21 protein-coding genes and 1 tRNA gene are annotated in these 25,392 nt (G+C 41.0%); 9 read left to right on the forward strand and 13 right to left on the reverse strand.

All coding sequences use genetic code 11. From position 1 onward, the window contains the following. The first annotated feature begins 31 nt into the window (after positions 1 to 31). Together CDC33_RS27140 and CDC33_RS27145 are read left to right on the forward strand one after the other, a co-directional pair. Complete coding sequence (locus tag CDC33_RS27140; RefSeq protein WP_109011559.1) at positions 32 to 1,225, forward strand: RNA/DNA-binding domain-containing protein; 1,194 nt, start codon at positions 32 to 34, stop codon at positions 1,223 to 1,225. Then, positions 1,222 to 2,292 (forward strand): ParA family protein, encoded by a 1,071-nt coding sequence (locus CDC33_RS27145; RefSeq protein ID WP_109011560.1) that lies wholly within the window; start codon positions 1,222 to 1,224, stop codon positions 2,290 to 2,292. Before CDC33_RS27140 ends, CDC33_RS27145 begins: the two co-directional genes overlap by 4 nt. A gap of 176 nt (positions 2,293 to 2,468) precedes the next feature. Here CDC33_RS27145 and CDC33_RS27155 read toward each other — a convergent pair whose 3' ends face one another. The 4 genes from CDC33_RS27155 to CDC33_RS27170 all read right to left on the reverse strand — a co-directional run bounded on the left by CDC33_RS27155 (position 2,469) and on the right by CDC33_RS27170 (position 5,185). Further along, positions 2,469 to 2,822: a DUF2358 domain-containing protein gene (locus CDC33_RS27155; RefSeq protein ID WP_244919364.1), complete on the reverse strand. Its 354-nt coding sequence runs from the start codon at positions 2,820 to 2,822 to the stop codon at positions 2,469 to 2,471. Positions 2,823 to 3,040: 218 nt separating this feature from the next. Next, on the reverse strand, positions 3,041 to 3,181 hold the full coding sequence (locus CDC33_RS27160) for a DUF2358 domain-containing protein (protein ID WP_439956629.1): 141 nt from the start codon (positions 3,179 to 3,181) through the stop codon (positions 3,041 to 3,043). A gap of 6 nt (positions 3,182 to 3,187) precedes the next feature. After that, positions 3,188 to 4,333, reverse strand: a complete 1,146-nt coding sequence (locus tag CDC33_RS27165) for a glycoside hydrolase family 10-like protein (protein WP_109012725.1) — start codon at positions 4,331 to 4,333, stop codon at positions 3,188 to 3,190. A gap of 33 nt (positions 4,334 to 4,366) precedes the next feature. Then, complete coding sequence (locus tag CDC33_RS27170; RefSeq protein WP_109011561.1) at positions 4,367 to 5,185, reverse strand: DUF1206 domain-containing protein; 819 nt, start codon at positions 5,183 to 5,185, stop codon at positions 4,367 to 4,369. A gap of 356 nt (positions 5,186 to 5,541) precedes the next feature. Between CDC33_RS27170 and CDC33_RS27175 the strand changes: the two genes are divergently transcribed. From CDC33_RS27175 to CDC33_RS27195, 5 genes are all read left to right on the forward strand, one after another. Further along, positions 5,542 to 6,405 (forward strand): alpha/beta fold hydrolase, encoded by an 864-nt coding sequence (locus CDC33_RS27175; protein ID WP_109012726.1) that lies wholly within the window; start codon positions 5,542 to 5,544, stop codon positions 6,403 to 6,405. A gap of 273 nt (positions 6,406 to 6,678) precedes the next feature. After that, the gene (locus tag CDC33_RS27180) at positions 6,679 to 7,134 is read left to right on the forward strand and encodes a pentapeptide repeat-containing protein (protein ID WP_109011562.1); all 456 of its coding nucleotides are present in this window, start codon (positions 6,679 to 6,681) and stop codon (positions 7,132 to 7,134) included. Between the two features lie 538 nt (positions 7,135 to 7,672). After that, positions 7,673 to 8,902, forward strand: coding sequence for an RNA-guided endonuclease InsQ/TnpB family protein (locus CDC33_RS27185; RefSeq protein WP_109011563.1), 1,230 nt, complete (start codon positions 7,673 to 7,675; stop codon positions 8,900 to 8,902). 87 nt (positions 8,903 to 8,989) lie between these two features. Next, positions 8,990 to 9,820, forward strand: coding sequence for a metallophosphoesterase (locus CDC33_RS27190; RefSeq protein ID WP_109011564.1), 831 nt, complete (start codon positions 8,990 to 8,992; stop codon positions 9,818 to 9,820). 196 nt (positions 9,821 to 10,016) lie between these two features. Beyond that, positions 10,017 to 10,850 (forward strand): metallophosphoesterase, encoded by an 834-nt coding sequence (locus CDC33_RS27195; RefSeq protein WP_109011565.1) that lies wholly within the window; start codon positions 10,017 to 10,019, stop codon positions 10,848 to 10,850. A 581-nt stretch (positions 10,851 to 11,431) separates the two neighbouring features. On the opposite strand, the gene CDC33_RS27200 is transcribed toward CDC33_RS27195, so the two are convergent. After that, positions 11,432 to 12,148 (reverse strand): hypothetical protein, encoded by a 717-nt coding sequence (locus CDC33_RS27200; RefSeq protein ID WP_109011566.1) that lies wholly within the window; start codon positions 12,146 to 12,148, stop codon positions 11,432 to 11,434. A gap of 543 nt (positions 12,149 to 12,691) precedes the next feature. Next, on the reverse strand, positions 12,692 to 13,303 hold the full coding sequence (locus CDC33_RS27205; protein ID WP_109011567.1) for a J domain-containing protein: 612 nt from the start codon (positions 13,301 to 13,303) through the stop codon (positions 12,692 to 12,694). Positions 13,304 to 13,332: 29 nt separating this feature from the next. Between CDC33_RS27205 and CDC33_RS27210 the strand changes: the two genes are divergently transcribed. Both CDC33_RS27210 and CDC33_RS27215 read left to right on the forward strand, forming a co-directional pair. Next, a complete protein-coding gene (locus CDC33_RS27210; protein ID WP_109011568.1) occupies positions 13,333 to 14,406 on the forward strand; it encodes a tocopherol cyclase family protein in 1,074 nt (357 codons plus the stop codon). A 57-nt stretch (positions 14,407 to 14,463) separates the two neighbouring features. After that, positions 14,464 to 14,537: transfer RNA gene (locus CDC33_RS27215), tRNA-Arg, on the forward strand. Positions 14,538 to 14,702: 165 nt separating this feature from the next. Here CDC33_RS27215 and CDC33_RS27220 read toward each other — a convergent pair. The 7 genes from CDC33_RS27220 to CDC33_RS27250 form a co-directional block, all read right to left on the reverse strand. Continuing rightward, positions 14,703 to 15,086, reverse strand: a complete 384-nt coding sequence (locus CDC33_RS27220) for a DUF5615 family PIN-like protein (protein ID WP_109011569.1) — start codon at positions 15,084 to 15,086, stop codon at positions 14,703 to 14,705. Then, on the reverse strand, positions 15,083 to 15,313 hold the full coding sequence (locus CDC33_RS27225) for a DUF433 domain-containing protein (protein WP_109011570.1): 231 nt from the start codon (positions 15,311 to 15,313) through the stop codon (positions 15,083 to 15,085). Before CDC33_RS27225 ends, CDC33_RS27220 begins: the two co-directional genes overlap by 4 nt. 659 nt (positions 15,314 to 15,972) lie before the next feature. Continuing rightward, positions 15,973 to 16,596 (reverse strand): Uma2 family endonuclease, encoded by a 624-nt coding sequence (locus CDC33_RS27230; RefSeq protein ID WP_109011571.1) that lies wholly within the window; start codon positions 16,594 to 16,596, stop codon positions 15,973 to 15,975. Positions 16,597 to 16,789: 193 nt separating this feature from the next. Further along, positions 16,790 to 21,919: a WD40 domain-containing protein gene (locus CDC33_RS27235; protein WP_109011572.1), complete on the reverse strand. Its 5,130-nt coding sequence runs from the start codon at positions 21,917 to 21,919 to the stop codon at positions 16,790 to 16,792. Beyond that, positions 21,889 to 23,226: a P-loop NTPase fold protein gene (locus CDC33_RS27240; protein ID WP_109011573.1), complete on the reverse strand. Its 1,338-nt coding sequence runs from the start codon at positions 23,224 to 23,226 to the stop codon at positions 21,889 to 21,891. Before CDC33_RS27240 ends, CDC33_RS27235 begins: the two co-directional genes overlap by 31 nt. 587 nt (positions 23,227 to 23,813) lie before the next feature. Continuing rightward, positions 23,814 to 24,671, reverse strand: coding sequence for an SDR family NAD(P)-dependent oxidoreductase (locus CDC33_RS27245; protein ID WP_109011574.1), 858 nt, complete (start codon positions 24,669 to 24,671; stop codon positions 23,814 to 23,816). Positions 24,672 to 24,840: 169 nt separating this feature from the next. After that, on the reverse strand, positions 24,841 to 25,071 hold the full coding sequence (locus tag CDC33_RS27250; protein WP_109011575.1) for a hypothetical protein: 231 nt from the start codon (positions 25,069 to 25,071) through the stop codon (positions 24,841 to 24,843). Between the last annotated feature and the right edge of the window lie 321 nt (positions 25,072 to 25,392).

A 25,392-nucleotide genomic window follows, 5' to 3' on the forward strand; every position in this document is an offset into this window, starting at 1 on the left:
AGGCTGACGGGTCTTTAAAAGGAGAAGCTCAATGAATGATCGGGAGTTAGAAATTCTCCTGAACGACCTGGAATCAGATCGGGTAGAACGTAAGGCTTCGATATCTGACAAAGGTAAGCTTTGTGAGGCAATTTGTGCATTTGCTAATGACTTGCCTAACCACCAAAAAGCAGGAGTTTTGTTTATTGGGGTTCATGATAATGGCATTTGTGCAAACCTTCCCATAGATGATAGGCTTTTGCTTACACTCTCAGCTATGCGGTCTGATGGGAACATTTTACCTTTTCCGACAATGATTGTTCAAAAGCGAAGTATTGGTGGTTGTGAACTCGCTGTAGTGATTGTAGAACCATCAGATGCTCCACCTGTACGCTTTAATGGACGTGTTTGGATCAGAGTTGGCCCCCGTCGAGCTACTGCTACAGCAGAAGAAGAACGTCGTTTAGCTGAAAAAAGACGCTCAAAAGACTTACCTTTCGATCTACGACCCCTATCATCAGCCAGTTTAGATGACCTCGATTTAGAAATTTTTCGTCGAGTTTATTTGCCTTCTGCCTTAGCAAACGATATTCTTCAAGAAAATCAACGCACTATTGAACAACAACTTCAATCAATGCGTTTTGCAACAGTTGAACCGTTGCCTAAACCAACTATCTTGGGCGTGCTAGTTATAGGTAACGATCCTAGACAATTCGTTCCCAGTGCCTATGTTCAATTTCTTCGCATTGATGGCATCGAGTTAACAGACCCTATTAAAGACCAAAAGGAAATTGGCGGCCCGCTTCCAGATTTGTTGCGGATGCTGGACGAAACTTTTCAAGTTCATATTTCAGTAGCGACAGACATCACTGCTCAACCAATAGAGTTGCGACAGCCTGACTATCCAATAGTTGCATTGCAACAATTAGGAAGAAATGCGGTTATGCATCGCACTTACGAAGGGACAAATGCCCCAGTAAGAATTACATGGTTTAATGACCGAATCGAAATTCAAAATCCCGGCGGCCCTTTCGGTCAAGTAAATCGGCAAAACTTTGGAAAAGCAGGCATAACAGACTATCGAAATCCTCACCTTGCCGAAGCGATGAAAAATCTTGGCTATGTTCAGAGATTTGGTATAGGAATTCAATATGCTCGGCAGCAACTTCAAAAAAATGGTAATCCACCTCTGGAATTCACTGTGGAAGATGCCCATGTCTTGGTCACGCTTAAGAGAAAACCATGAGTACAAAAATTATTGCTTTCTTCAATAACAAAGGAGGAGTTGGTAAAACTTCCTTGGTTTATCACTTGGCATGGATGTATCAAGATTTAGGGTTGCGAGTAGTTGCAGCTGATCTTGATCCTCAAGCTAACCTCACTGCTGCTTTCTTAGATGAGGAACGTTTGGAACAAATTTGGTTGGAGAATGATCAACCAACTACTATTTTTGATTGTATTCAACCCCTATTAAAAGGTATTGGGGATATTGATAATCCGCATTTGGAATATGTTCAAGAAAATCAGCCCTCACGACAATTAACCTTATTGTCCCCGTTTTTAGAATTAGGCTCATTAGCTCTTTTGGTCGGAGATTTAGCACTTTCTGGATTTGAAGATGAGCTTTCAGCACAGTGGCCTAATTGTCTTGGTGGAGGTGGTCAAGAACGAGCTTTACGGGTAATTTCTGCTTTTTGGAGAATTCTGCAACAAACAGCTATTAATCATAAAGCAAACATAATATTGATGGATTTAGGGCCTAATTTAGGTGCAATCAATCGTGCAGCATTAATTGCAGCCGACTATGTTGTTGTTCCTCTTGCACCAGATTTATTTTCTCTACAAGGCTTGCGTAACTTAGGCCCTACATTGCGAACTTGGCGCGAAGAGTGGCAAGAAAGATTAGCCAAAACAAGTTCTTCAGGTAAGAAAGGTCTTGCATCAGATTTACAGCTTCCTCAAGGAACAATGCAACCTGTTGGTTATATCGTTTTACAGCACTCAGTAAGGTTAGATCGTGTAGTAAAAGCATATGAACGTTGGATCGCTCGTATTCCAACAGTTTATCAAGAGGTTGTTTTAAATAGTAAGAGTGAAAATATCTCTATAGAAAATGATCCAAACTGTTTGGCTCTGCTCAAAAACTACCAAAGCTTGATGCCAATGGCTCAAGAAGCTCATAAACCTATGTTCTACTTAAAACCTGCTGATGGTGCTATTGGCGCTCATACTAAAGCAGTGAAAAATGTTTATGAGGATTTTAAGAAATTAGCTCATAAGATAGCAGAACAAACGCAACTAGAAATTTCATAATTCCATTTATTTTTATTTACTGTAAATAAACAATTTCTACAAGGCAAATCGTTGGTATGTAAATAACAATTTCACCGCGTTCGCACTCCTCAAAAGCCTGGTTAGCAGCAGGACTAAGACGCACCTATTTTAATCTTAATTATTCTGCATCTCAAGAATAAATATCTAACAGCTAACTAGTTCTCTTCTCCTCTTTGCCAAAACTGCCGTAAAATTTCCCCTGGCTTTCTATCCCAGGTGTCGATATGCTCGTATATCAAATTATCTTGATTGAGCTTATACGTTGAATAGCCATTAAAAAGCAAACCTGTTTTCCAGGGAACGCGCAACACTCCCCGCACTGTCCAATTTGCTAAAATCGTATCTTCGGCTGACTGATAAATCTCATGTACATCAAAGTAAATTTGGGTAAAGAATAGCCGAGCGTGAAATCGCAAAGTCCAAAATATAATGCGATAGTTAAATTTGTATTTGAATGTATTTACTGGCAGGGTAAGCGCATCTAATTTTGTAGCTCTTAATACAGACAAAAAGCTTAAACCTCTATCTGAATATCAGTCTTTCATTCAAAATAGGACAAATTGTCGTAAATGATTGAAAAAACATGGGTCAAATAGCTTTTTATGTTTTTTGACCACATAAAGACGAAAATGTCAATCCCACCCCTTGGCTCAGTGTAGTAATTTGGAACTGATTTGTGCTTTGGCTGAACCCCAAAACCACCGTGTCAATAGGGTTTGAGATGCGCTTACCCTGTATTTACTGGGTCTTTAAAATAGATATCGTCTGTATAAATGTGATATGAAATATCTTTTTCAAAAAGTGTTGGTAAATCCTCTTTTAGAGTTTTAATTACCCGTTCTACCGATAATTGAGATTCCACGCGCATTTTTCCTTAAAAAATCTTTTTTAACAACCGTTGCCAAATAGAAGATGTACTCTTGTTAATCACAGCACCCGCACTCAAATCAGACAGAGTGGGAAATGATGCAGACTTAGCATAAGGCCCATTTCGTAAAACTTTAGCTAGGGTATTGTTATTCTCTCGCAAACCTTCGTAAAAAAAGAATACCTCTCCTTGAATGCCAAGTTGGCGATTGTATTCAATTGCCTGCACCAAATATTCTGGACTAATACAATAACTGCCAAGCTTCATCAGTATTCCTGGTGCTAACTTCAGCAACGTCGCATCTGTGAACTGCTGGTTTACTAGTTTATCAGCGATCGCACAATAACTCCCAAAATCACGGCGATAAATCTGCGGCTGAATCATATCGACTATTCCCCGCTTCAGCCATGCGGGTGAGTCTTGCAGATATTCCTGGAATGCCCAATCATGGATATTAGGTGCGATCGCTACTAATAAGTGAGGATTCACCCTTTTCACTTCCCGGTAGAGACTCGCCAAAAACTCAGTGAGAATATCTGCACGCCACTGTAACCATTGTTTATCCTTGGGGTTCTGTGGCGGATTGCGATCAAATTCCTGATGATAACGTCTTACAGTTACCTCATCATAGCCACCTTCACAGGGGAATGCAGGGAAGCGATCGTCTCCTTGAACACCATCCACATCATAATTCTTTACAACTTCCAGCACCAAGTTCAAGAAGAATTTTTGCACCTGTGAGTCGAGTGCATTCAACCACTCAAAGCCGTTTTTCTTCAGTAAATTGCCGTTACAGTCACGCGCAGTCCATTCCGGTTTTTTTTGTAAAAGTACACCACCATTCAAATTGTAGGAACTGGCAAAACCGTATTCAAACCAAGGAATAACTTTTAACCCAACTCGCCGCGCCTCAACTACTACCTCTTCTAAAGGGTCACGCCCTACAGACAGATGGTCAATTTCGACTCCAAAAGTCTGCTGCATTGTTTGACTAGGATATAAAGTTACTGCTTTGTTCCAAACAACGGGAAACACCACATTAAATCCCGTTTCGGCAAGGAAATCCATCGCCTCGGCAATGCGTTCCTTTGACCTGAGAACCTTACTATCAGTAGTAGTCAGCCAGATACCACGGGTTTCGATTATTGCCATTTCTAGAAATTGAAATTCTCGGCACTGCACCATCTAAACATTGACTAGCCGACGATACCGCGCCTGTATTATTGTGTAAATCCCATAGGCAACCAAACCTAGTGCCACAATACCCAAAAGCCATGCTCCGTTAGGCTGTTGCGCTAGTGTCTGTAATACTTCATCCAAACCTTCTGCGGTAGCAGCGTTCGATTGCCTTGCAGCTTCAATTAAAAACCAACCGATAATACAAAATACTATACCCCGTGCCGCTAAACCAAATCTGGAAATCCTCATTACCCATTGGGCTTCTGTGTTGCTTAACTCAGTTAAATTGAGTTCTTTACGAAATTTGCCACTAAAAGCTTGATAAAACTGATAGAAGCCTAGAGCAATTACAAACACCCCCACAGTTCCAACTAACCATTCACCAAAAGGTTGAGAAAGCAAACGTGCTGTGGAAGCTTCAGTAGAATCACTACTATTTTTACCGCTACCTGTACCCATAACAATTTTCACAGCACTTAAGGCTAAACTTGCATAAATCAAGCCATTAACTGCATAACCAATTCGCACTGCCAAACCTTTGGCATCATTACCTTTATTTTCTGGGTCTTTAATTGCCTGTACAAAACGCCAGATTACGTATCCAATCAAGCCAATTGCAACTAAAGCCAGCAAAAATTTACCAAATGGCTGGTTGACGATTGTTTGGAGAGCGCCTTGGGTATCAGTTGTTTTACCACCCCTACCAAAAGCCGCCTGTGCTGCCAGTAGTCCAACTATACCGTAAACTACTCCCTTGGAAACATAGCCAAATCGTCCCAGTCGCTCAACCCACAATGAAGTATGGTTTGTCAACTGTTGTGTCATGAGTAGTTGGAGAGAATTATATCTACTTTTACCAAAATTTACCCACGACTCACATCTACCCCAAGGCAAATTGTCTAATATTTTTGCAAACAATCACTATCGTAATACTGTCTTTTAATAGATGTGAGGCTGCTAAAAATAATATTACAGTTATAGGAATCCGGTTTGATTTCTGAAAATATACGTAGGATGTTTTAGCACAGAGAGTACGGCATCAAACCCTTGATAATAGTGCGTTACGAACTCCGTTCTAACACACTCTACAATACTTAATTTCGTTCAAAAATCAAATAGTAATCTTATATTAAGCACAGTATTATTATTTAGTGTTTTTTAATGCTGAGTTGGGATTAATTATGTCTCTAATAGAAAGTTCTTGGAAACACGAATATATAACTACCAATGGGGTGAAACTACACTATGTCACCCAAGGTGAAGGCCGCTTAATGTTGATGTTGCATGGGTTTCCTGAGTTTTGGTACTCTTGGCGGCATCAAATACCAGAATTTGCCCAAGATTTTAAAGTAGTCGCCCTTGACTTGCGTGGCTATAACGATAGTGATAAACCAAATGAGCAATCAGCTTATGTAATGGATGAGTTTATCAAAGATATTGAGGGAGTAATTAAAGGATTAGGATACCAAAAATGTGTATTAGTTGGACATGATTGGGGAGGTGCGATCGCTTGGAATTTTGCATACACTCACCCCGAAATGTTAGAACAATTAATTATTCTTAACTTGCCTCATCCTGCCAAATTTGCTCAAGGGTTACGCACTCCCCAACAGTTGCTACGTAGCAACTATATATTTCTGTTTCAACTACCGTGGATACCAGAATTACTTTTACAATCTTCAGACTACCAAGTAATTGAAACAGCTTTTAAAAATACAGCAGTTAACAAGAATGCTTTCACTCAAGCAGATATTGACGCTTATAAAAATGCTGCGGCAAAACGCGGTGCCCTCACAGCAATGTTGAACTACTACCGCAATATTTTTCAACAGAGAATGCTAAATCCAAGTTGGGACGTTCTGGAAGTGCCAACACTGATGATTTGGGGAGAAAATGACACTGCACTCGGCAAGGAACTAAGCTACGGCACCGCAGCTTATGTCAAAGACTTTCAAATCAAGTACATACCTAATTGTGGTCATTGGGTGCAACAAGAACAACCTGAATTGGTTAATCAGTATATGCGAGAATTTTTGAGGACTTAAAGAAGTATAAATACTTATCAAAATAGCCAAATTATGGCAAGTAGTGGAAACTTTTAAAAAGATTTAATAGTGATTTAATACTGGCAGTTTTTGAAGGATTGTCAAAGAAAAATCGCCAAAAATCAGAATTAACGGCATTTTTAGATTACCGTTATGCCTGTCTCATATCCCAACTAAGTTGTCAAGAGATAGATTGACCTCAAGAAGTTTAATGAGATAATAGAGTTGTGAGGGACAGAACGGACGCAACTTGATTATTTAAGGGGGAAAATTATGAAACTCCAGCTATTAGCGGCCATGGCCTTAGCAACTCCCCTATTTTTCAGTAGCTCGGTTAGAGCCGAGAATCCGCAGGACTTAGAAAAGCTGCTTTCAACTGGGGCATGTGTTAACTGCAATCTATCCGGAGCTAACCTTAGTGGCGCTCATTTAATTGGTGCTGACTTGAGAGGCTCGAAGCTCCAAGGAGCCAACCTAGTAGGCGCTAACCTCGAAGGTGCTGACTTAACTGGTGCAAACTTGGCAGGTGCTAACCTAACATCCGCTTATGTAAGCAATGTGAATTTGAAGCAAACCAATCTCAACGGCGTAAATTTTACTCGCGCTACGATTCACGATTCTAATGTGTATAAAGCATCAATGAATGATCTCAACCTCACTGATGCCGAAATCTTTAACACTGGAATCGGGGTTGGTGGAGAAGATGCTGAGATTCCGGATTGGGACTAGTACCGCAGGAAGTCAAAACTCAAAAAGCTTATAGGGTAGACTTTTTGGCCATTTTGAATGGGGTGGTTTATTTAGGTCGTACTGTACTAGGCTAAACTGAATAGGCAGGTTAGAATAAACACAACATCAGAGAAACTGGTTTTTTGCCAGCATTATCTTTAAAATCTGCCTATACGCTATACAAAAATAAAAAATGAAATCCCTCTGCGTTGTAGTAAAATTACTACACGCAGAGGGGTTTTCTTATTTGGGTTGAATCGAATATCTGTGCAAAAAAGTGGAATTTAGGCTAAAAAGTTTTACTATATATAGCTTTCAGGCTTTTGATTATTTTTCATTAAATTTTTAACTAATTCGGCGGAATTCCCCATCCGTCTACAGCTCAGGGGATGGATAGCCGGGTGATGACGAAACCACCCCACTCCTTAATCAACCTGCGGTTGATTAAGGAGTGGGGTGGTTGAGAAATCACCAATTATTTTATTTTATCACAATCTATATTTATGATAAAATAAAGACATCAAGGAGGTGATATTGAGTGTTACACAAGGTTGTACAAGTCCGTTTATATCCGTCAGTTGAGCAAGAAATGCAACTAGCTCAAACATTTGGGTGTGCTAGATGGTGGTGGAATTACGCTCTAAATAAGTCGATTGAAACTTATAAAGAAACGGGTAAGGGACTTAGCCGTGTAGCACTCAACGCATTTCTTCCTACACTCAAAAAGGCAGAAGAGACTGTGTGGTTAGCAGATTGTTATAGCCAAGTTTTACAGGCTACAACACTCAATCTAACTACAGCCTACAAAAACTTTTTTGAAAAACGTGCTGGATTTCCTAAGTTCAAGTCTCGGCATGGAAAACAGTCTGTCCAATATCCTCAAAATGTCAAAATCGTAGATGGTAATGTCAAACTTCCTGGCAACATAGGGATAGTCAAAGCCAAAATACATAGAGCGATTGAGGGAAAAATCAAGACTGTTACTGTGAGTAAAACGCCTTCTGGTAAATATCTTGCATCCATTCTGACTGAAATTGAAGGTGAAAATCCGGTTATTTCAGAAGGTAAAATTTATGGCATTGATTTAGGACTAAAACACTTTGCTGTCGTAACCGATGGCGAGAAAGTGTCTTTTTACGATAATCCCAAGCACCTTGCCAAGCATGAGAAAAACCTCAAACGTAAGCAGAAAAAATTAGCACGTAAACAAAAGGGGAGTAATTCAAGAAATAGATATAGAAAAGTTGTTGCCAAAGTGTACGAGCGAGTTAGTAACTCAAGGCAAGATTTTCTGCATAAACTTAGTTACAAGTTGGTCAGCGATAGCCAAGCTGTCATAGTAGAAAATCTTAATGTCAAAGGCATGGTTCGTAATCACAAATTGGCGAAATCAATATCTGATGTAGGATGGGGAACATTCACTAACTTTCTAGCCTATAAGCTAGAACGCAGAGGTGGAAAGTTGGTTGAAATTGATAGGTGGTTCCCCAGTTCTAAGCTTTGCTCTAACTGTTTTTATCAAATAGGTGAGAGACAAGAGGATGTCCGTGAGTGGACTTGTCCTCATTGCAATACTCATCATGATCGTGATGCGAACGCCGCTCAGAACATTAGAGCAGAGGGTATCAGAATGATTTTGGCGGAAGGTTCAGCCGTCTCTGCTGTAGGAGGGGAGGTAAGTCCTATTCTTGGGCGAAAGTCTAAGTTTAGGCACTCCCCTTTGATTACAGAAGCCCCAACTTCAACCGTACTCGGTAAGTTGGGGTAGTTCACTAAGTTGAACTGATCTCTACACACAAATCGAAGATGTTTCGTTAAGCTGTTAGCGCTATGATTGAGCTTTAGTGAACGTCTTATGCATTGGTTGTTATCTGGGCCGTTGAGTATAGAGAAATTGACGGTTAATATTACAGGGTTGCCTGCATCTTTACAAGGTCAGAAGCTGGTGCAGTTGTCAGATTTTCACTACGATGGTTTGCGGCTGTCGGAAGAAATGTTAGAAAAAGCGATCGCATTTACTAACGAAGCTAAACCAGATTTAATTCTATTAACTGGTGACTACATAACTGACGATCCAACGCCGATTCACCAACTGATACTTCGACTCAAACATCTGCAAAGTCGCTGTGGTATCTATGCTATTCTTGGCAATCACGATATACATTACCAAAACGCAAAAACAGAAGTTACCGATGCCCTTACTAGCATTGGAATCCACGTCCTTTGGAATGAAATCGCCTATCCACTAGGAAAAGAATTACCATTGGTAGGATTAGCTGATTATTGGTCACGGGAATTTAATCCTGTACCATTAATGAATCAACTAAACCCCGACACACCCCGCATCGTTTTATCCCACAACCCAGATACTGCGGAGATACTGCAAACATGGCGAGTTGACTTACAATTATCTGGTCATACTCACGGTGGTCAAATCGTGATTCCCGGAATTGGCCCAGCAATGTTTTTTTACGACAAGCTTGCAGAAAAAATACCTAAAAAAGTGCAGCGTCGATTTCCATTTTTGTCAGAAAATATTTCTGTAGTCAGCCATTGGGAATGGGCACAGGGTTTCCATAAGCTGGGGAAAAATCAGCTATATGTCAATCGTGGTTTGGGAACTTACCTCCCAGGACGCTTATTTTGCCGCCCAGAAGTTACTATAATCACCCTACAGGTTGAGTAAGTAATCTAAATTTAAAAATTCAAGAACAGAATCACAGCAGGTATTCTAGCTAATGAGTACCTGTAGTTTAGTTTCAGAATTTCAATCAATTAGTTAATTGTATCTGGAGTAGATGACATAAATTATTGCAGTTTATCAAGTTACATTTTAATTTTGGTAAGCTGTAAGCGCTGGTATGAGGAGTATCGGTTGCCTTATGCATTGGTTGTTTACAGGACATTTAAGAGTAGATAAAATCACGGTTAAGATTGCGGAACTTCCAGCATCTTTACAAGGTACAACGCTAGTGCAGTTGTCAGATTTTCACTACGATGGTTTGCGGCTATCGGAGGATATGTTAGAAAAAGCGATCGCACTTACTAACGAAGCTGAACCAGATTTAATTCTATTAACTGGTGATTACGTAACTGACGATCCGACACCGATTCACCAATTGGTGCATCGACTCAAACATCTGCAAAGTCGCTGTGGTATCTACGCCGTACTTGGTAATCACGATATCTATTACAGCCACTCAAAAGCAGAAGTTACACAGGCGTTAACTAGCATTGGGGTGCATGTGCTTTGGAATGAAATCGCCTATCCACTAGGAAAACAATTACCATTGGTAGGATTAGCTGATTATTGGTCACGGGAATTTTACCCTGCACCAGTCATGAATCAACTAGACTCGGTTACACCCCGTATCGTTTTATCTCATAATCCAGATACAGCTAAGATATTGCAACAATGGCGGGTAGATTTGCAACTATCTGGTCATACCCACGGTGGGCACATCGTAATTCCAGGTATTGGCCCTGTAGTATTTTATTATAAAAAGCTACTCAAACAAATTCCCAAAAAATTACGGCGTTGGGTAACATTTTTCTTAGGAGACTGTTCTAAAGTCGTGCGATATTGGGAGTGGGCGCAAGGGTTTCACAAGGTCGAAGAAAATCAACTATATGTCAATCGCGGTTTAGGAACTTATAAACCAGGACGTTTATTTTGTCCGCCAGAAGTGACTGTAATTACGTTAGTTAGTCATTAGTATTGGGCATTGGGCATTGGGCATTGGTCTAAATAAATGACAAAGGACAGCCCTTACTGGTCAGTGTGCAATTTAAATACCTAACACTCAAAGCAGAAACCGCCTGAAGCTACGGTGGATAAGTATCAGCAGCTTGGGGCGGTTTCTTGAAGATTGGAGAATTCAGAAGTAACTAACTCAAACTAAGGTGGACAGCATTGGCGATCGCTCTACTCAGAATTGCACATCCTTACATTCCAACTAGGCAGGCATTTTCTGGCTGTGCGTTTTAATACCTCCAAAACAACTCATTGAACTTAAGGCGAAAACACATTCAATGGATGCCACAACTTCAAGAGCGATCACAAGAACATTAGAGCAGGAGGTACAGGCTCTAACTGGAAAGTTTTTGTTTAACTCTTAACCTGTTTGTACCTTGCTCTTAATCTAGCATCATGTTTGTTTAGCTACAAGACACCTTTACTAAACTTGAGTACCATTTACTTTTCGCAACAATTCAGAAATCTTTCTTAAAAATTATTCCCACTTGTTAGATGTTGGCGTTAATCCCAGCATCATCAAGTGGGCTGATTCAGAAGCCGTTATTGAGCAGAACCGCCTGTAGTAGTATCATCTGCGGTAGAAGAACCGCTATTAGATGTACTGTTTGACTGGTCTACTCCTTGAGGTGGAGTGGTTTTAGAGGTATCACTTTTCGTACTTGGCGCAACAGTATTAGTAGTTGGACTTTGTGTCGCTTTAGGGGTTGGCTGGATTACAGAAGGCGCTTTTTCTGCGGCAGGCTGCTGGGGTGGAATAGTAATGTTAATATCCGGTTGGCGAGGTGCAGACGGAGGCGTAACCTGCTGTTGTGGAACAGGAACAGCAACAGGAACAGGTACTTCCCTAGTTCTTTCGATTATCGTTGTTTTTGTTTGAGGAGAAGCACTAGGAGTTGGACTACTAGTTGGTACAGGAACTGCGACCGGCACAGTATTGTCAACGGCTGCGTTATTCTGCTGGTTGAAGTACCAAACTCCACCTATAATCAAACCAAGTATAGAAGTAAGAATAATACCCAACAGCAAACCACCACTAGCATTATTTTCATCACGCTGGGCTAAATCTTCTTGCTGGTAGCTACGCTCAACATTTCGACCTTGTACGTAACCGTTAGTGTAAGAGTTAGGATTAGCTGTGCTGTTCTTGACTGTTTCAGTAGTTCGTGTCAAGTCAGTATGAATATTACCATTAATATCTGTGTAAGATTCTTGCTTGATTTCACTGTTTTTGCTTTCGCGTTCATTGGGAATAGACATAGCTGTTGATTTAACTCCTCAATAAGATTTTGAAAAACTAAAGTTTTGTAAGAACAAGAGGTTTTAATGAGCTTAAAAATTTATGTTGCTGATAGAATATTGAGTTTTATTTGCTACTCAACTGTTGGTAATTATCAGAATAACCTCTGAGATTAGACATGTGGCTCTATCTCCAGGAAGTTAATACTTAATCGAAAGAAAGATTCTCCTAAAGATAGATGTTATTAAACGGTTAGGTGATGTGTTGATAAAAACATCGCCGTAAAGATAAAGGACTGATTATTGTAAAGACGGCGATTTATCGCGTCTCTTGCCTTAACCGAACCGTATTGGCTTAACTGTTAGCTTCCTCACTCGCCTGGAACTAAAGTTCTTTGGCTTTTAGCTAAAGTCTACTCAAGTAGACTAAAGATTTTTGGCTATATTTTTAGTCATCAACAGAAGACTTTCGCTATTAGCAAGGAACTAAAGTTCCTTGCGGGACATGGCTTTTACGTTAAGTTGATGAGCAATGCTTGTCTGATATGTATTCTACGCAACTTCTCATCTCCAACGCCGATTTAGCCGCAATATCTTTTTAATCTTCTGACAAAATCTTTCTAGCAGAGGTCTAGGTTTTGATACATATCTAGGCGATCGCACTCTCCGTGCAGCACCCGGATTTGTTAACTCTTCTTCTATTTGTGCAGCTTTATTTAAATCGGAAGCGGCTCTATATTCGTATCCCAGTTGTGAACAAACTAGCCCACGATATTTATACGCCTCAACATAGTGAGGATTGAGACGAATTGCATGGGTGAAATCTGCGATCGCATCCTCATACCTTCCTTCTGTAGCATTTTCTACCCCTAAACTATAGAAAGTTTCAGCATCCCAACGATTCACAGATATTTTTGTGGGATTTTTACGCGAAGATGAAGATAGATTTTCAGAAATAGGAGGCTCAGATGGACTTTCTGATTTGAGCTTGTTGTAAGCTGAGTTGATTGATTTGATTTTTTCCTCAGCTTCTTGTTTTTGCTTTTGCTCAAGAAAGCGATCGGGATGCCAAATTTTCACCAGTTGACGGTAAGCTCGCTTTAGTTGTGCTTGTGATGCACCCGGTTCCAACCCAAGAATTTCATAAGCATGATTGATATCGAGGTCATCGCGCATACTGAAAAAATCGGCAAGTATATAGATATATGTTAACTATTCCCCTAAATCTCCTCCAATCAACACAAACGCCCCATTCTGGTTATCACTGGGATGGTAGTAGTCGCCGCTTCTTTGAAGGTTGGTATTACCGCGTCACTTTACCGGAAATTGGGCAAACATTCGCCTTTATGTACTCTATCGAAGATCCCATTGGCGGTAAACCCCACAGTGGCGGTGCAGCCCAAATCCTCGGCCCAGATGATGAGTATTTATGGCGTACTTTTCCTGATGTGAATAAATTTTGGGGTAGTCGAGATGTCCTGGGTTTAGGTCATTGGGGTAAAACAGATTTGCAAATTGCTCCTCTATACTTGCTCCCAGCAGAGTTTGAGCATCATGTTCAAGAGGGATATCAAGCCACAGCCACCTTGAATCAAGGAATCATTTGCGATCGCGCCACCAATAATTATTGCCGTTGGAAGTATGAAATTCAACCAGTATACGGTTGGGGTAATCAAAATAGCATTCAGCAATCAACTGCTGGCTGGGTGTCATTTTTGCAGATTTTTGAACCTGGATGGCAAATTTTGATGGCTCACGGTTTAGCCAGTGGAAAAATTGACTGGAATGGCAAAATCTACGAATTCACCAACGCGCCAGCCTACGGCGAGAAAAATTGGGGTGGTGCTTTTCCTCAAAAATGGTTTTGGCTAAATTGTAATTGCTTTGAAGGCGAACCTGACTTAGCATTAACTGCTGGCGGTGGACGGCGCGGTGTGCTGTGGTGGATGGAATCTGTAGCGATGATTGGGTTGCACTATCAAGGCAAGTTTTATGAATTCGTTCCCTGGAATTCACAAGTAGATTGGGAAATTCAGCCTTGGGGTAGATGGCAAATGAAAGCTACCAACTCTAATTATGAAATTGAATTGACAGGAACCACGGATTTAGCTGGTACACCTCTGCGTGCGCCCACAGAGGATGGTTTAAGATACTGTTGCAAAGACACCATGCAAGGAAAGTTAAATTTAGAGTTACGAGAACTAAATGGGAGAAAATCTAAAATAATCTTGAAAGCAGAAAGTTTTCTTTGTGGTTTAGAAGTAGGCGGCGGCTCTTAGGATAATGTTTGGCAGTCTCGGTAAAAGTACTGCTATAATTATATGTGCTTCATAGTTGGGGTTGTAGCTCAGTTGGATAGAGCGGACGCCTCCTAAGCGTCAGGTCGTGCGTTCGAGCCGCACCAATCCCGTAAGCAAAGAAATCCCTAAGACCTTGACTAATAGAAGGTAATAGGGATTTTATTTTTACTCTAGTAGCTGGAAAATGCCTCTTTTAATTTTTCTGCATCAAGTCATTTTACGAATGCGAATAGTTTTAGATGAAATTAGGACTTACGCAAAAATTGCTAAAAAGCTTAATTTCTCGAACCGCCAAGACGCCAAGAGCGCCGAGAATTCGTAGAGTGTGCGTAAGTCCTAGAAATAACAGTAAAAGCTCCTAATAATTCATCTGCATGTTGATTAATGGCATTGGCAACAATTTCTGCTCTATCATTTGCAGATAAACCGAATAACCGAATTAACACAACACCTGTTGCAATTCGGCGCAAACGAAAAACTAACTCACCAAAATCCTTATCTGATGTCAATAGAATTGCACCTTCATTGTTAGCCAAATTCAAAACTTCATCGTCAGGAATTCCTGGTTCCATTTCCACAACATACAAAGTTTCGTGACCATCAAGCCGTAGACGTTCAACGATTTGCCTATCTAAATTTTCATCCGCTAAAAACTTCAAGAAGCTTTCTCAATCGTTGGATAAACCACATCATACCTTAAAGCTTGAGCCGCAAATGCCAAAGCTGCTTTAATCCCTTCATCGGTAAGTCGTGGATGCGCTTCGAGCATTTGCTCAGGTGTTTCACCCGCAGCAAGTTTTTCAAGAATTAACTCAACTGTAATACGAGTTCCTGAAATGACAGGTTTGCCCATCATTATTTTTGGATCGGATACGATTTTTTGCATGGATTAAGATTATTTTGATAGATGATTAACGGAACTTAAACATTTTTGAGATAAATAAGCCTCAAGCCCATGCAGGGTAAGGGAAATACACCATTAGCCCAAAAATGGCTCAAACCTAGATATATCAATAAACCAAGTAAAATGATTTCAAAATCTCTCTGTATATAGATTTGAGATTTTTTTCTGGGTGTTTTTTGTCTAAATCCTATTAATATATATAACGCGATACGCTGTTCGCACGCGGCACATCTCATGTGTCTGACTTATTTTATAACGGAACTTAGACATTTTTGAGAGAGAAACAAGCCTCAAACCCATGCAGGGCAAGGGAAATACGCCATTAGCTCAAAAATGGCTCAAACCTAAGATATATCAATAAACCAAGCAAAAAGATGTCAAAATCTATCTGTATTTTGCCTAGAAACTTTAGTTAATGTTAGAAAATAAAGGCTCAAAGCTCGGCTAAATCAAAGTTTCAGAATCTTGCTTCGATTATTGTTTTCCGAAAGTGGCAAAAGAGGGATAACTCCATTTCAAACACAGAGACTTTACTCATGCAAAAAGTCTATTGGGTTAAGCCAGCGATCGCTCCTCCAAGACTGAGAGCGATCGCGCATCAAATATGGCAAGAAGACGACTAGAAGAAATTTCTTCGCTAATCAGCGACTCATTGCAAAAATCTGTTCAGCCGTTAAGGGAATATTCGGAAACAATCTAGAATCAATTCGATCCTGCCCTCGAAACACCTTTGGGGGTAAATACTCTCCATCTTCAAGTTGGTAGATTGTAATGGTTGGCTGTTTAGGAGAGCCAATAAACCGAATGCCACCAAAAGCAGCATAGTCCACAATGATGTACTCGAAAACGCCCAAGTCCTCATATTCAGCAAGTTTTGTCAGATAGTCGTCCTTCCAGTTGTTGCTAACGACTTCAATGATTCCGGGTGGTGGAATATATGCAGCAGCAGAACTAGAGCTAGTTTTCATTCTCTGCCATTCAACTCTTGCAAATATGACAATATCTGCTTTCCGGCTTTTTTCTTTTTCTGTTGGTGCTGTTTTGAGCCGAACTTGCTTGGACTGACGCGACACATAAGGCAGGTCATTTTCTTGGCAGTGATTTTCTAAGTAGCTACACAGTCGCTCGATCAAATCCTCATGATTTGCATTTGGTTCTGATAATGGCACAGGAATTCCATCCAATAGCTCAAATTCTCTGCCTGAACCATCATCCCAGGCAAGAAACTCTTCAAAAGTCAGTGGTTGTGTGACGGTTGCATACATCACCCTCGCTCCCTTGCTGACGAGTACTTCACTCAATGCTACCAAGATGTACAGCTTTGTTTATGAATCCTGCTTGATTTTCCTGCCGTAGTTCTGAAACAACAGCTTGAGGTTGAGTTGAGGAACGAAACCCAACATTATAAAAGCTCGGCTTCATTTTAAATTAACGATCTGAATGGGAACAAAGTCTCCATCACCTACTAGAACACAAGGCACGTTCGCTCTTCATTACCTTCTGATTAGTCTGCAAATAATCATGTAGCAAATTGCAACCCCGTGCCAGCAATTTTTCCAGTTCGATATCTGCCAAATTCTGGAAAATCACTGTACCATTACCACTACCCGCAGCTAGAGTCTTGCCGTCATTACTGAAACTGACGCTGGTTAACTCTTGCTTATCACCTTTCAAAGCAATCAGCAACGTCCCTTCTCGGTTCCAAATTCTCACTTTGTCATCACTGCTAGCTGCCAAAGTTTTACCATCGGGGCTAAAACTCACACTGATGAAACTATCACCATCGCCTGTAAGATTATTTAGCAAATGACCGTCCCGGCTCCAAATCTTCACCGTGTTATCAATACTAGCTGAAGCGATCGCTTTTCCATCAGGCGACCAAGCAACCCCATTTACCCGGCGACTATGACCATTTAAGTTGTATAGCAATTTACCATCTAAATTCCAGATTTTTACTGTTTTGTCATCGCTGGCTGATGCTAGCAACTTGCCATCTGGGCTAAAGCTTACCCAATTCACCGCATCTTGATGTCCCTGCAAGGTGTTGAGCAGTTTACCATCTCGACTCCAAAGCTTTACTGTTTTATCTTTACTAGCTGAGGCAATTACTTGACTATTAGGCGACCAAGCTACACTCAAGACGGTATCTTTATGACCCTGCAAGGTATTGAGTAGTATACCGTCACGACTCCAAAGCTTCACCGTTTTATCTTTACTGGCCGAAGCAATTACTTGACCATCGCGGCTGAAACTAACGCCCCAAACTTCACCCTTATGCCCCGTGAATGTATTGAGTAGTTTACCGTCTCGACTGAAAAGTTTTATAGTTTTGTCTCGACTTGCTGCTGCTAAGGTGCGATCGCCTGGGCTAAAACTGATGCTAGTTACCCAGTCATTGTTATCGGCTTTCGGCTTTTGCAGTAACACATCGTCCAAATGCCAGAGTTTTATACTTTTATCGCGGCTTGCAGAAGCCAAGGTGCGACCGTCTGGGCTGAAACTGACGCTATTCACCCAATTATTATGCCCCTTCAGGGTTCCGAGCAACATACCTTCAGAACTCCAAAGTTTGATCGTCTCATCGGTACTTGCGGAAGCGATCGCTTTCCCATCATGGCTAAAAGTGACGCTGGTAACTCCAGCACTATGCCCCGATAAGGTTCTCAGTAACTTACCCTCTAGATTCCACAGTTTGATTGTCTGGTCTAAACTAGCAGAAGCAATAGTTTGACCATCGAGCGACCAAGCTACACTCAAGACTGCATCATCATGTCCCTGGAAGGTTTTAAGCAGCTTACCATCCCGATTCCACAATTTCACCGTCTTATCAGCACTCCCGGAAGCAATGGTTTGTCCATCAGCTGACCAAGCGACACTTAAAACTGCACCATTATGTCCCTGCAAAGTTTTGAGCAGTTTACCATCCCGATTCCACAGTTTCACCGTCTTGTCACTACTCGCCGAAGCAATAATCTGACCATCTGGACTAAAACTGGCACTATTCACGACACCCTGATGCCCTAATAAAGTAGTAAGCAGTTGACCCTCTCGACTCCAAAGTTTTACCGTCTTATCTTGACTGGCGGAAGCAACGATTTGGCTATCTGGGCTGAAACTGACGCTATTAACTACATCTCCATGCCCCGATAATGTTTTGACCAAGCTACCATCGGGATGCCAAAGTTTAATTGTAGTATCCGCACTGGCTGAGGCAATTAAAGAGCGATCAAGGCTAAATGTAACACTATTTATCCCGGATATATGTCCGTCGAAACGGTTATATTCTCTTAACCCGGAAACTGCTTGATATAGTGCCGTCTGTACTTGTTCTCTAGTATTGGAATCTACCCAGACTGTTTGTTGTAATTTTCTCCCTGCTTTTAAACCTTCTTTTAAAGCATCAATACCTTTTTGGGATGCAAATAAGGCTTCACTAGATGCGCTGAGGGTTTTTATTTCGCTATCTACTGCTGTGACGATGGAAACACTTAATCCTAATATGGCGAGAACAGAAGCAGTAAGTGCAATTTTTAATGAACGATTTAATTGAGCTTCACTGAGCCTTTGTTTCTTTTGACTTTCTGCGAGTTTAGCTGTTAATTCTTTTTCTTTGAGTTCAGCTCGTAATTGCTCAATTTCTAACTGACTTAATTCTTCGCGCTTGTGTAATTCCCGCAATTCTGTTAATAAATCCAAACCCTGTTGAGGATAAGGATCTACTAATTGCGATCGCTGCTCATTTTGGCTAAGTTCACTCTTAAGTCGCTCAATCTCAGCTTGACTCTGTTCTACTTTGTAACGTAGTTGGTTAAGTTGTACCTGTAAACTCGATTCTTGTTGTTGCAAGTAGCGAATTAAGTCTACTAAATAATCATGAATCAGTTGATAGCGTTCTGGTACATCAGGGAATAGTACCACTAAACCGGAGCTAACTAAAATCTCTAATACTAACTCTAATTTACTAGCATCTTCTAATTCTGCTAGTTGCGCCGCTAACTCAGCACGAGTTTTAAAAGGTCGGTTGTTACTTTCATCTGTTAATAAGTATAAGACGAGTAACGCAGCTCGTTCATTTTCTGGGCCGCAGTCTTTAATCAGTTCTTTTAGATATCGCTCAATGAGTTTGTTGGGTCTATATGGCTGATATTCTTCTAGTGTAGTAATTCGCTCATCTTGAATTTGCGCTCCTACAACTTGCAATTCAATGGGGCGGACTTCTCCAAATCCTGTGGATAAATCTTCGATTAAGGCATCAATTAAAGCAGGCTCTAAATTTAATTGCGATCGCTCTGTCAACTTTCGGATAATTGCTTTAGCATATTCTGGCGAAAAATTATTTAACTGGTAGCGAATATGTTTGTCAAGAATATTATTATTAATCGCTTCTAATGCGGAAACATTTTTAAAGTCTAATAAACGATGTAAATAATCTTCTCGCAGGGAAAGGATAACTTTGACAAAGGGTATATTCAGGCAGTCGCTAATAAATTTATCAAATTCTTGCTTTTGATTGCGATCGCTATAACCAAAGAAAAATTCTTCAAACTGGTCAAAAATTAAAACTGTGATCAGATGGTTATCAGCATTTTCTTTTAGTTGTTGTAAAATTTCTAAGATGGTGATGGGTGTATCCGAGTAGGGCAAAGTTTCCGCTTCCATAGCTGCTTCTGCTTCTGGGATGATGTCAGCATAGATGGCAAGGGATGCGTCATTAGACATCGCCTCATTTAAAGATTTTCCTAATTCCCGTGCCCAATCGGTGTAAACTTGTAGGACTACAGGTACAGCTATTTGATCGCCAATAGCTCGATTTTGCAGTGCTGGAACTAACCCCGCAGTTACAATAGAACTCTTACCTACCCCTGATTGACCGTGAATCACCGTTAATTTTCGATCAGCGCGGCTAATTCTGCCAATTAAGTTATCAATATCACGCTCACGTCCAGAAGCTGCAATTTCTAAAGCAACGCTGCTACTCCCAGAAGGTGACATCAATGCTGGGTTTGTCGCCTGTCTTTGCGGTTGCAAGCGTCCCGCACCGATGAAAGCCCGAAAACCATACTGTTGCTCAACAGAACGCCGTTTCTGTCGTATGTAATAGGCTTCCAAATATCGCCCTTCTTCAAAGTAGAGCGATCGCAGTGTCCGCAATAAGCGAATATAACGATGGGCATCGTATTGATGGGCGCTGCTTTCTAAGGCTGCGGGTAGTTCTTTTGTCGCTTTGTCTAAGTATTCACGGGCTACTTCTAGCTCACCTAAATTTCGCTGTGCTTTCGCTAAAACTAAATAGTAAATTTGCCCCAACAGTAACGGAAATAAGCAGTTATAAGGGTCATTGTGTTTTTGCGCCTCACCTAATTTCAGTAGTGATACATGTGCTAATATACTCGCCTGTACCCACCGCGATTGCTGCACAGCCACTTGTGCCAGAAAACCATAGTCACAAGCTAATTGGATTTGACTACCATAAGTTTGATGCAACTCCAAAGACTTTTGAGCAACCGTCTGCAATTCTTGCCACTCTTGCAGATATTGCAAAACTTCAGCGAGTTGACTAATAAATCCAGCAACTATATCTGGACGACCAGCCACTTGTAAGATAGTCAAGCACTGCTGAAAATAAAATTTAGCTGTGTACCAATGACGGCGGTTTTCAGTTTGATTTTGCTCTGCTAAACGGCAATAACATAGCCCAATATAAAACAGCAAAACTCCCTGTCGCAAAAGCAATGGAGATGGGCGAGATGGAGGTGTAGGCGAAGAAAATGCTTCCCCTGCCTCCCCTGCTCCTTCATCCGCCTTCTTCGCCAATTGCTGCCAAACTTGCAAGCTTTGCTGAAAATGGTTTAAAGCTGGATTAATGCGATCGCTAATATAATTATCTAGACCAAAAACAAATTCTAAACTAGCGTGTAATTCTGGCTCTAAGGTAATACCACGATTGTGCAACTCTCTAATGGCAAAGTGGAGTTCATAGCTATGTTCCCAGACTTGCTCCACAGTGACATAATTCTTGGCAACTTGAGGAGGTTGGTGTTGTGCAGAATCGTTTGGTAACACCGTCGCAAATAAAGAGTCAGTTTCTTGTTGCAAAAATTGCAGCAATGATTCAGTTGTCATCTCAAACCGAATCGGTGTCGCCGCCCAACTAGCAAAATCTGGCGCTAAACGCACAACCTTTTGCAACACTTCCTCATTCATCCACACAATCATCGGAAATGGGTGGCGTTTGCGAAATTCATCACGAATATGATTGATAGACCTCAGTAGATCGTCAAGTCCATCTACTGACTCTAAACCCAAAATCATCAACGCCGAGGGCGGATTATCTTGGTTTAGCAGTTGTAAATGAATACTTGTATAAAGGCTTCTAGCATTATGCGACAAAACAACCTTTTGAATTCGGTGTACTCCTGAATAGAGTTCTTCGAGCCGTTGCAGCATTCGCTCTTGCAAAACTCGATAATTGCAGCACACCAAAACCAGGGAGAATTGACCGCTAGAAAGGGTAATTGCTCTCCCCAAACTTCGTAAAGCACGCTCGTTTGCTGCTCTTATATCTGCTTGTGGGTGTCGTTCAACCATGATTTAAATTTTTCCGTCTCTGCTAAAACTGGGTTGACGGCAAACCAAGCTCCCTGATGATCGCGGTATTCAAATACAAATAAACTTCGCAAGAGAGCGTGGTATTGTATATCACCTCTGACTCTCTGCTGTTGCACCACCTGAAAGATTAGTTCCCACTCATGAGGATCGATGGCGTTGGCTCGGTAATCCCGTTGTCTTTGAATTACCAATTCGACACACTCCCGCTCAAAGGGTGGATCTTGTTCTCGCAGACAGTCAAACAGTAACCCTAGCAAGTCGCGTACATGACCACCACTAATCAGGCACAATCGATCTAAGGTTTCCCGACTATCAAACACCTCTGTAATTAAGCGTAACCGATCGCTAGGTAAAATGTCTGGAAAAGCTCTAGCTAGCACCATTTGCTGCATCATTGCTAGCCCTTGGGTGAAAATCTCCCCAGAGCGCAAACGTACAGGTATCATCGGTAACATTTTTGGGGCGACTCCTCCACCTAAACGATGCTGAAGTTCGGCGCTATCGTTGGAGAAAGTCAGGGCTAAGGGAATAGTGTAGACTACATGACAATTCAGTTTGCGTAACTGTTCACCCCGCTCAATAAATAAATATTCTGGTAGCGATCGCCCTGATGGTAAAGGTCGAATTGCAACTCTATCTAAGTTATCAACAATAACTACCAGTCCTTTTTTACCCCTGGTTTTCAGTTCTTTGTTGGCACGTTCTAGCAATTCTTGATTAATTGATTGTAAAATATTTGCTGTTCGCGGTTCGAGATAATCTCTTAACCGCCGCCGCAATTGGGGACTTTCTTTCGTTTTAGCGGTAATTTTAGCAATTCCTACAGATAATTCTGCTTCTACCCCAAGGTCAATTGGTGTTTGCAAAAAATCCACAATTTCACCAAACAACTTGGTAAAATAGCTAGGTTTGAGTCTAATTTTCATTGCTTCTAGGCTTTGACTCACTTGGCCTGCGATCGCCAACAAAATATCAGTCACATCCACATCTGCCATTTCTAAGACATGGGTAGACTCAAAGTAAACTACATGAAATTGCTGCACTTCCAACTCAGCTTTGAGCCGCAACAACTCCGTTGATTTTCCACAACCGAGATGTCCTGTAAATAGTTGACAGGTTGGGACATCTGGCGATATTCTAGCGATCGTGCGCTGCAAAGCCTCGATAATTTTGCCACCCCGCACCGCAGCAAAATCGATATAGTACCTGCGATCGCTGGCATTTCCTATAATTAGAGGTCTGCTCGGATTGCAAGCCTGATAAAATCTTTCTAAATCTAGGAGCATAACTAATCGAGTTCACTCAGGAATAGGGATGACAAAATCTACTGATTAAATATATTGGTTTTAAGGAATTGAACCCTTATAAGTACACTAAGTACATCTCACCTAAACTACTAACTAAACTAGCAGCACTCAGGATAATTGTTCATATATAAGTTATGTGTAGCACATTGCAATGCTGATATTTAATTTTAAGTAAGCAGAAATACTACTAGAGGTAAAGGATTGGGGACTGGGGACTGGGGACTGGGAAGAAGGAATAAGGGTGTACTGAGTTTTGTTCAAAAATAAAGTATGAGTCCCATATAAGTATAAATAGCAAAAAGACCTTACCTTAAATAAGGTACTCTTATGAATATTAAAAATATCCAATACAAAAAAAGGTACTGCGAAGTACAATTTTCTAGTGTTTTTGAATATAGAGTTTTGTTACAGCAATTTTGAGCTTAATCTCGTTGCTAAATCATGATTTTGTTAATGAAACAGATCTTTTTGCTAACGAAACAGATCCTTTTGTTAACGAAAACCATGATTTTAGCTACAACAGCTTTTGCATTCAGGGTAAAGACCTCTGAAAAACGGGAAGTAATCTACAAACCCATTGAGTATAAAATAATGCGATCGTGCAGCTTGTCGGGCAAAATATGCTTCAGCAAAGCTCCAATTTTGGCATCTTGTCCAACAAGATAGCGTGTTTTGGGTTTTTTTGCAGTGAGCGCATGAACAACAGCTTGAGCGACAAGATCCGCAGAAATTCCCCTAGCTGCGATAATTTGCATTTTCTCACGGACAATATTCATCGCCTGACCGTAGAGACTTTGTGCTGTTTGGGATAGATCGTGCTGTGCTATTTCAGATTGACTTAACGACTTTTCCCAGATTGGGGTAGCGATGGAACCAGGTTCAATAATTGAAACCGAGATTCCCCAAGGGCTTAACTCCATCCGCATTACATCATTGAGTGCAACAAGCGCAAATTTGGAAGCATTGTAAGCGCCCAGAAACGGCGTCGGGCTTCTACCAGAAATAGAACCCATATTGACAATTCGGCCCCGACTCTGGCGTAATAGACCAAGAAATGCTTGTGTCACTGCTAATTGTCCAGTGACATTAACCTGCATCTGGTGTTGAAATTCTGCGATCGCTAATAATTCTAAGGGGCCTGGGACAGCAATTCCAGCATTATTCACTAAACCTAAAATCCCCGCACCACCGACTGCGTTTGTTACCCGATCAACAGCAGCTGCGATCGATTCAGCGTCAGTAACGTCTAAAAAAATCGGAATCAGCCTTTGTGATCCTTTCTGTTTAAGTGTTTGAGCATCAATATCTTGACGCACCCCAGCAAAAACAGAGAAGCCCAACTGGTCTAAAAGCAAAGCACACGCCTGACCAATTCCTGTTGATGCTCCTGTAACCACTACTGTGCGCTGATTTCCTGCAACCATTAACTCTCTCCGTATGATGATGAAATTACTGAAATTACGGGCGTTGCTGAATTGAAGAATCTGGATGTAGAGACGTAGCTTTTCTTCGTCTCTCCAAGGATTTTGGTATTATGCAAAATCATTTTCATACATGGAATCAGCAACGCCAAATTACGAATTACGCATTAGTTTAGTCTCTGCAAGTACCAGCACGAAGACAATCTTCGGTTTGGTCATCTCTAGCTGATATTTGCCACGGGAATTTATCTAACTGAGAATTTGTGCTGTAAACAACTAGAGCAGTTACTACGGGAAGCTGGTTTTCGACAATTGACATGTCACCACTACAAGTATTGCCTAGTTGAGCATTGTATAAATACACAGGCAATGCCATCAGTCCAATGCAAATTGTCTGATTCATAACACCTCAGCAAAAAATTTCCGATTACGCTATGTATGTATAGATACCACCTTGATGAACCGGATTTCCAAACTGAGTATTGTTATGATGTTGTGTCAATTTACTCAGCGCTAGCCGCAGAGACGTAATTTCTAAATTATCGGTTCCACTCTTTTTTTAGGTTCAACATTGCCTACAAGATGGCTTACTACTAATTTATGCAGATGCAATCCGAAAAAACAGGACAAAAAACCCACAGCATTGAAAAACATATCTTGCTAGCCGCATTCCCCAGATAAAATAATGAAGAGTGCTGAGTCACCGCAATGGCCGATGACCAAC

It is taken from the genome of Nostoc commune NIES-4072 (assembly GCF_003113895.1).
Lineage (GTDB): Bacteria > Cyanobacteriota > Cyanobacteriia > Cyanobacteriales > Nostocaceae > Nostoc > Nostoc commune.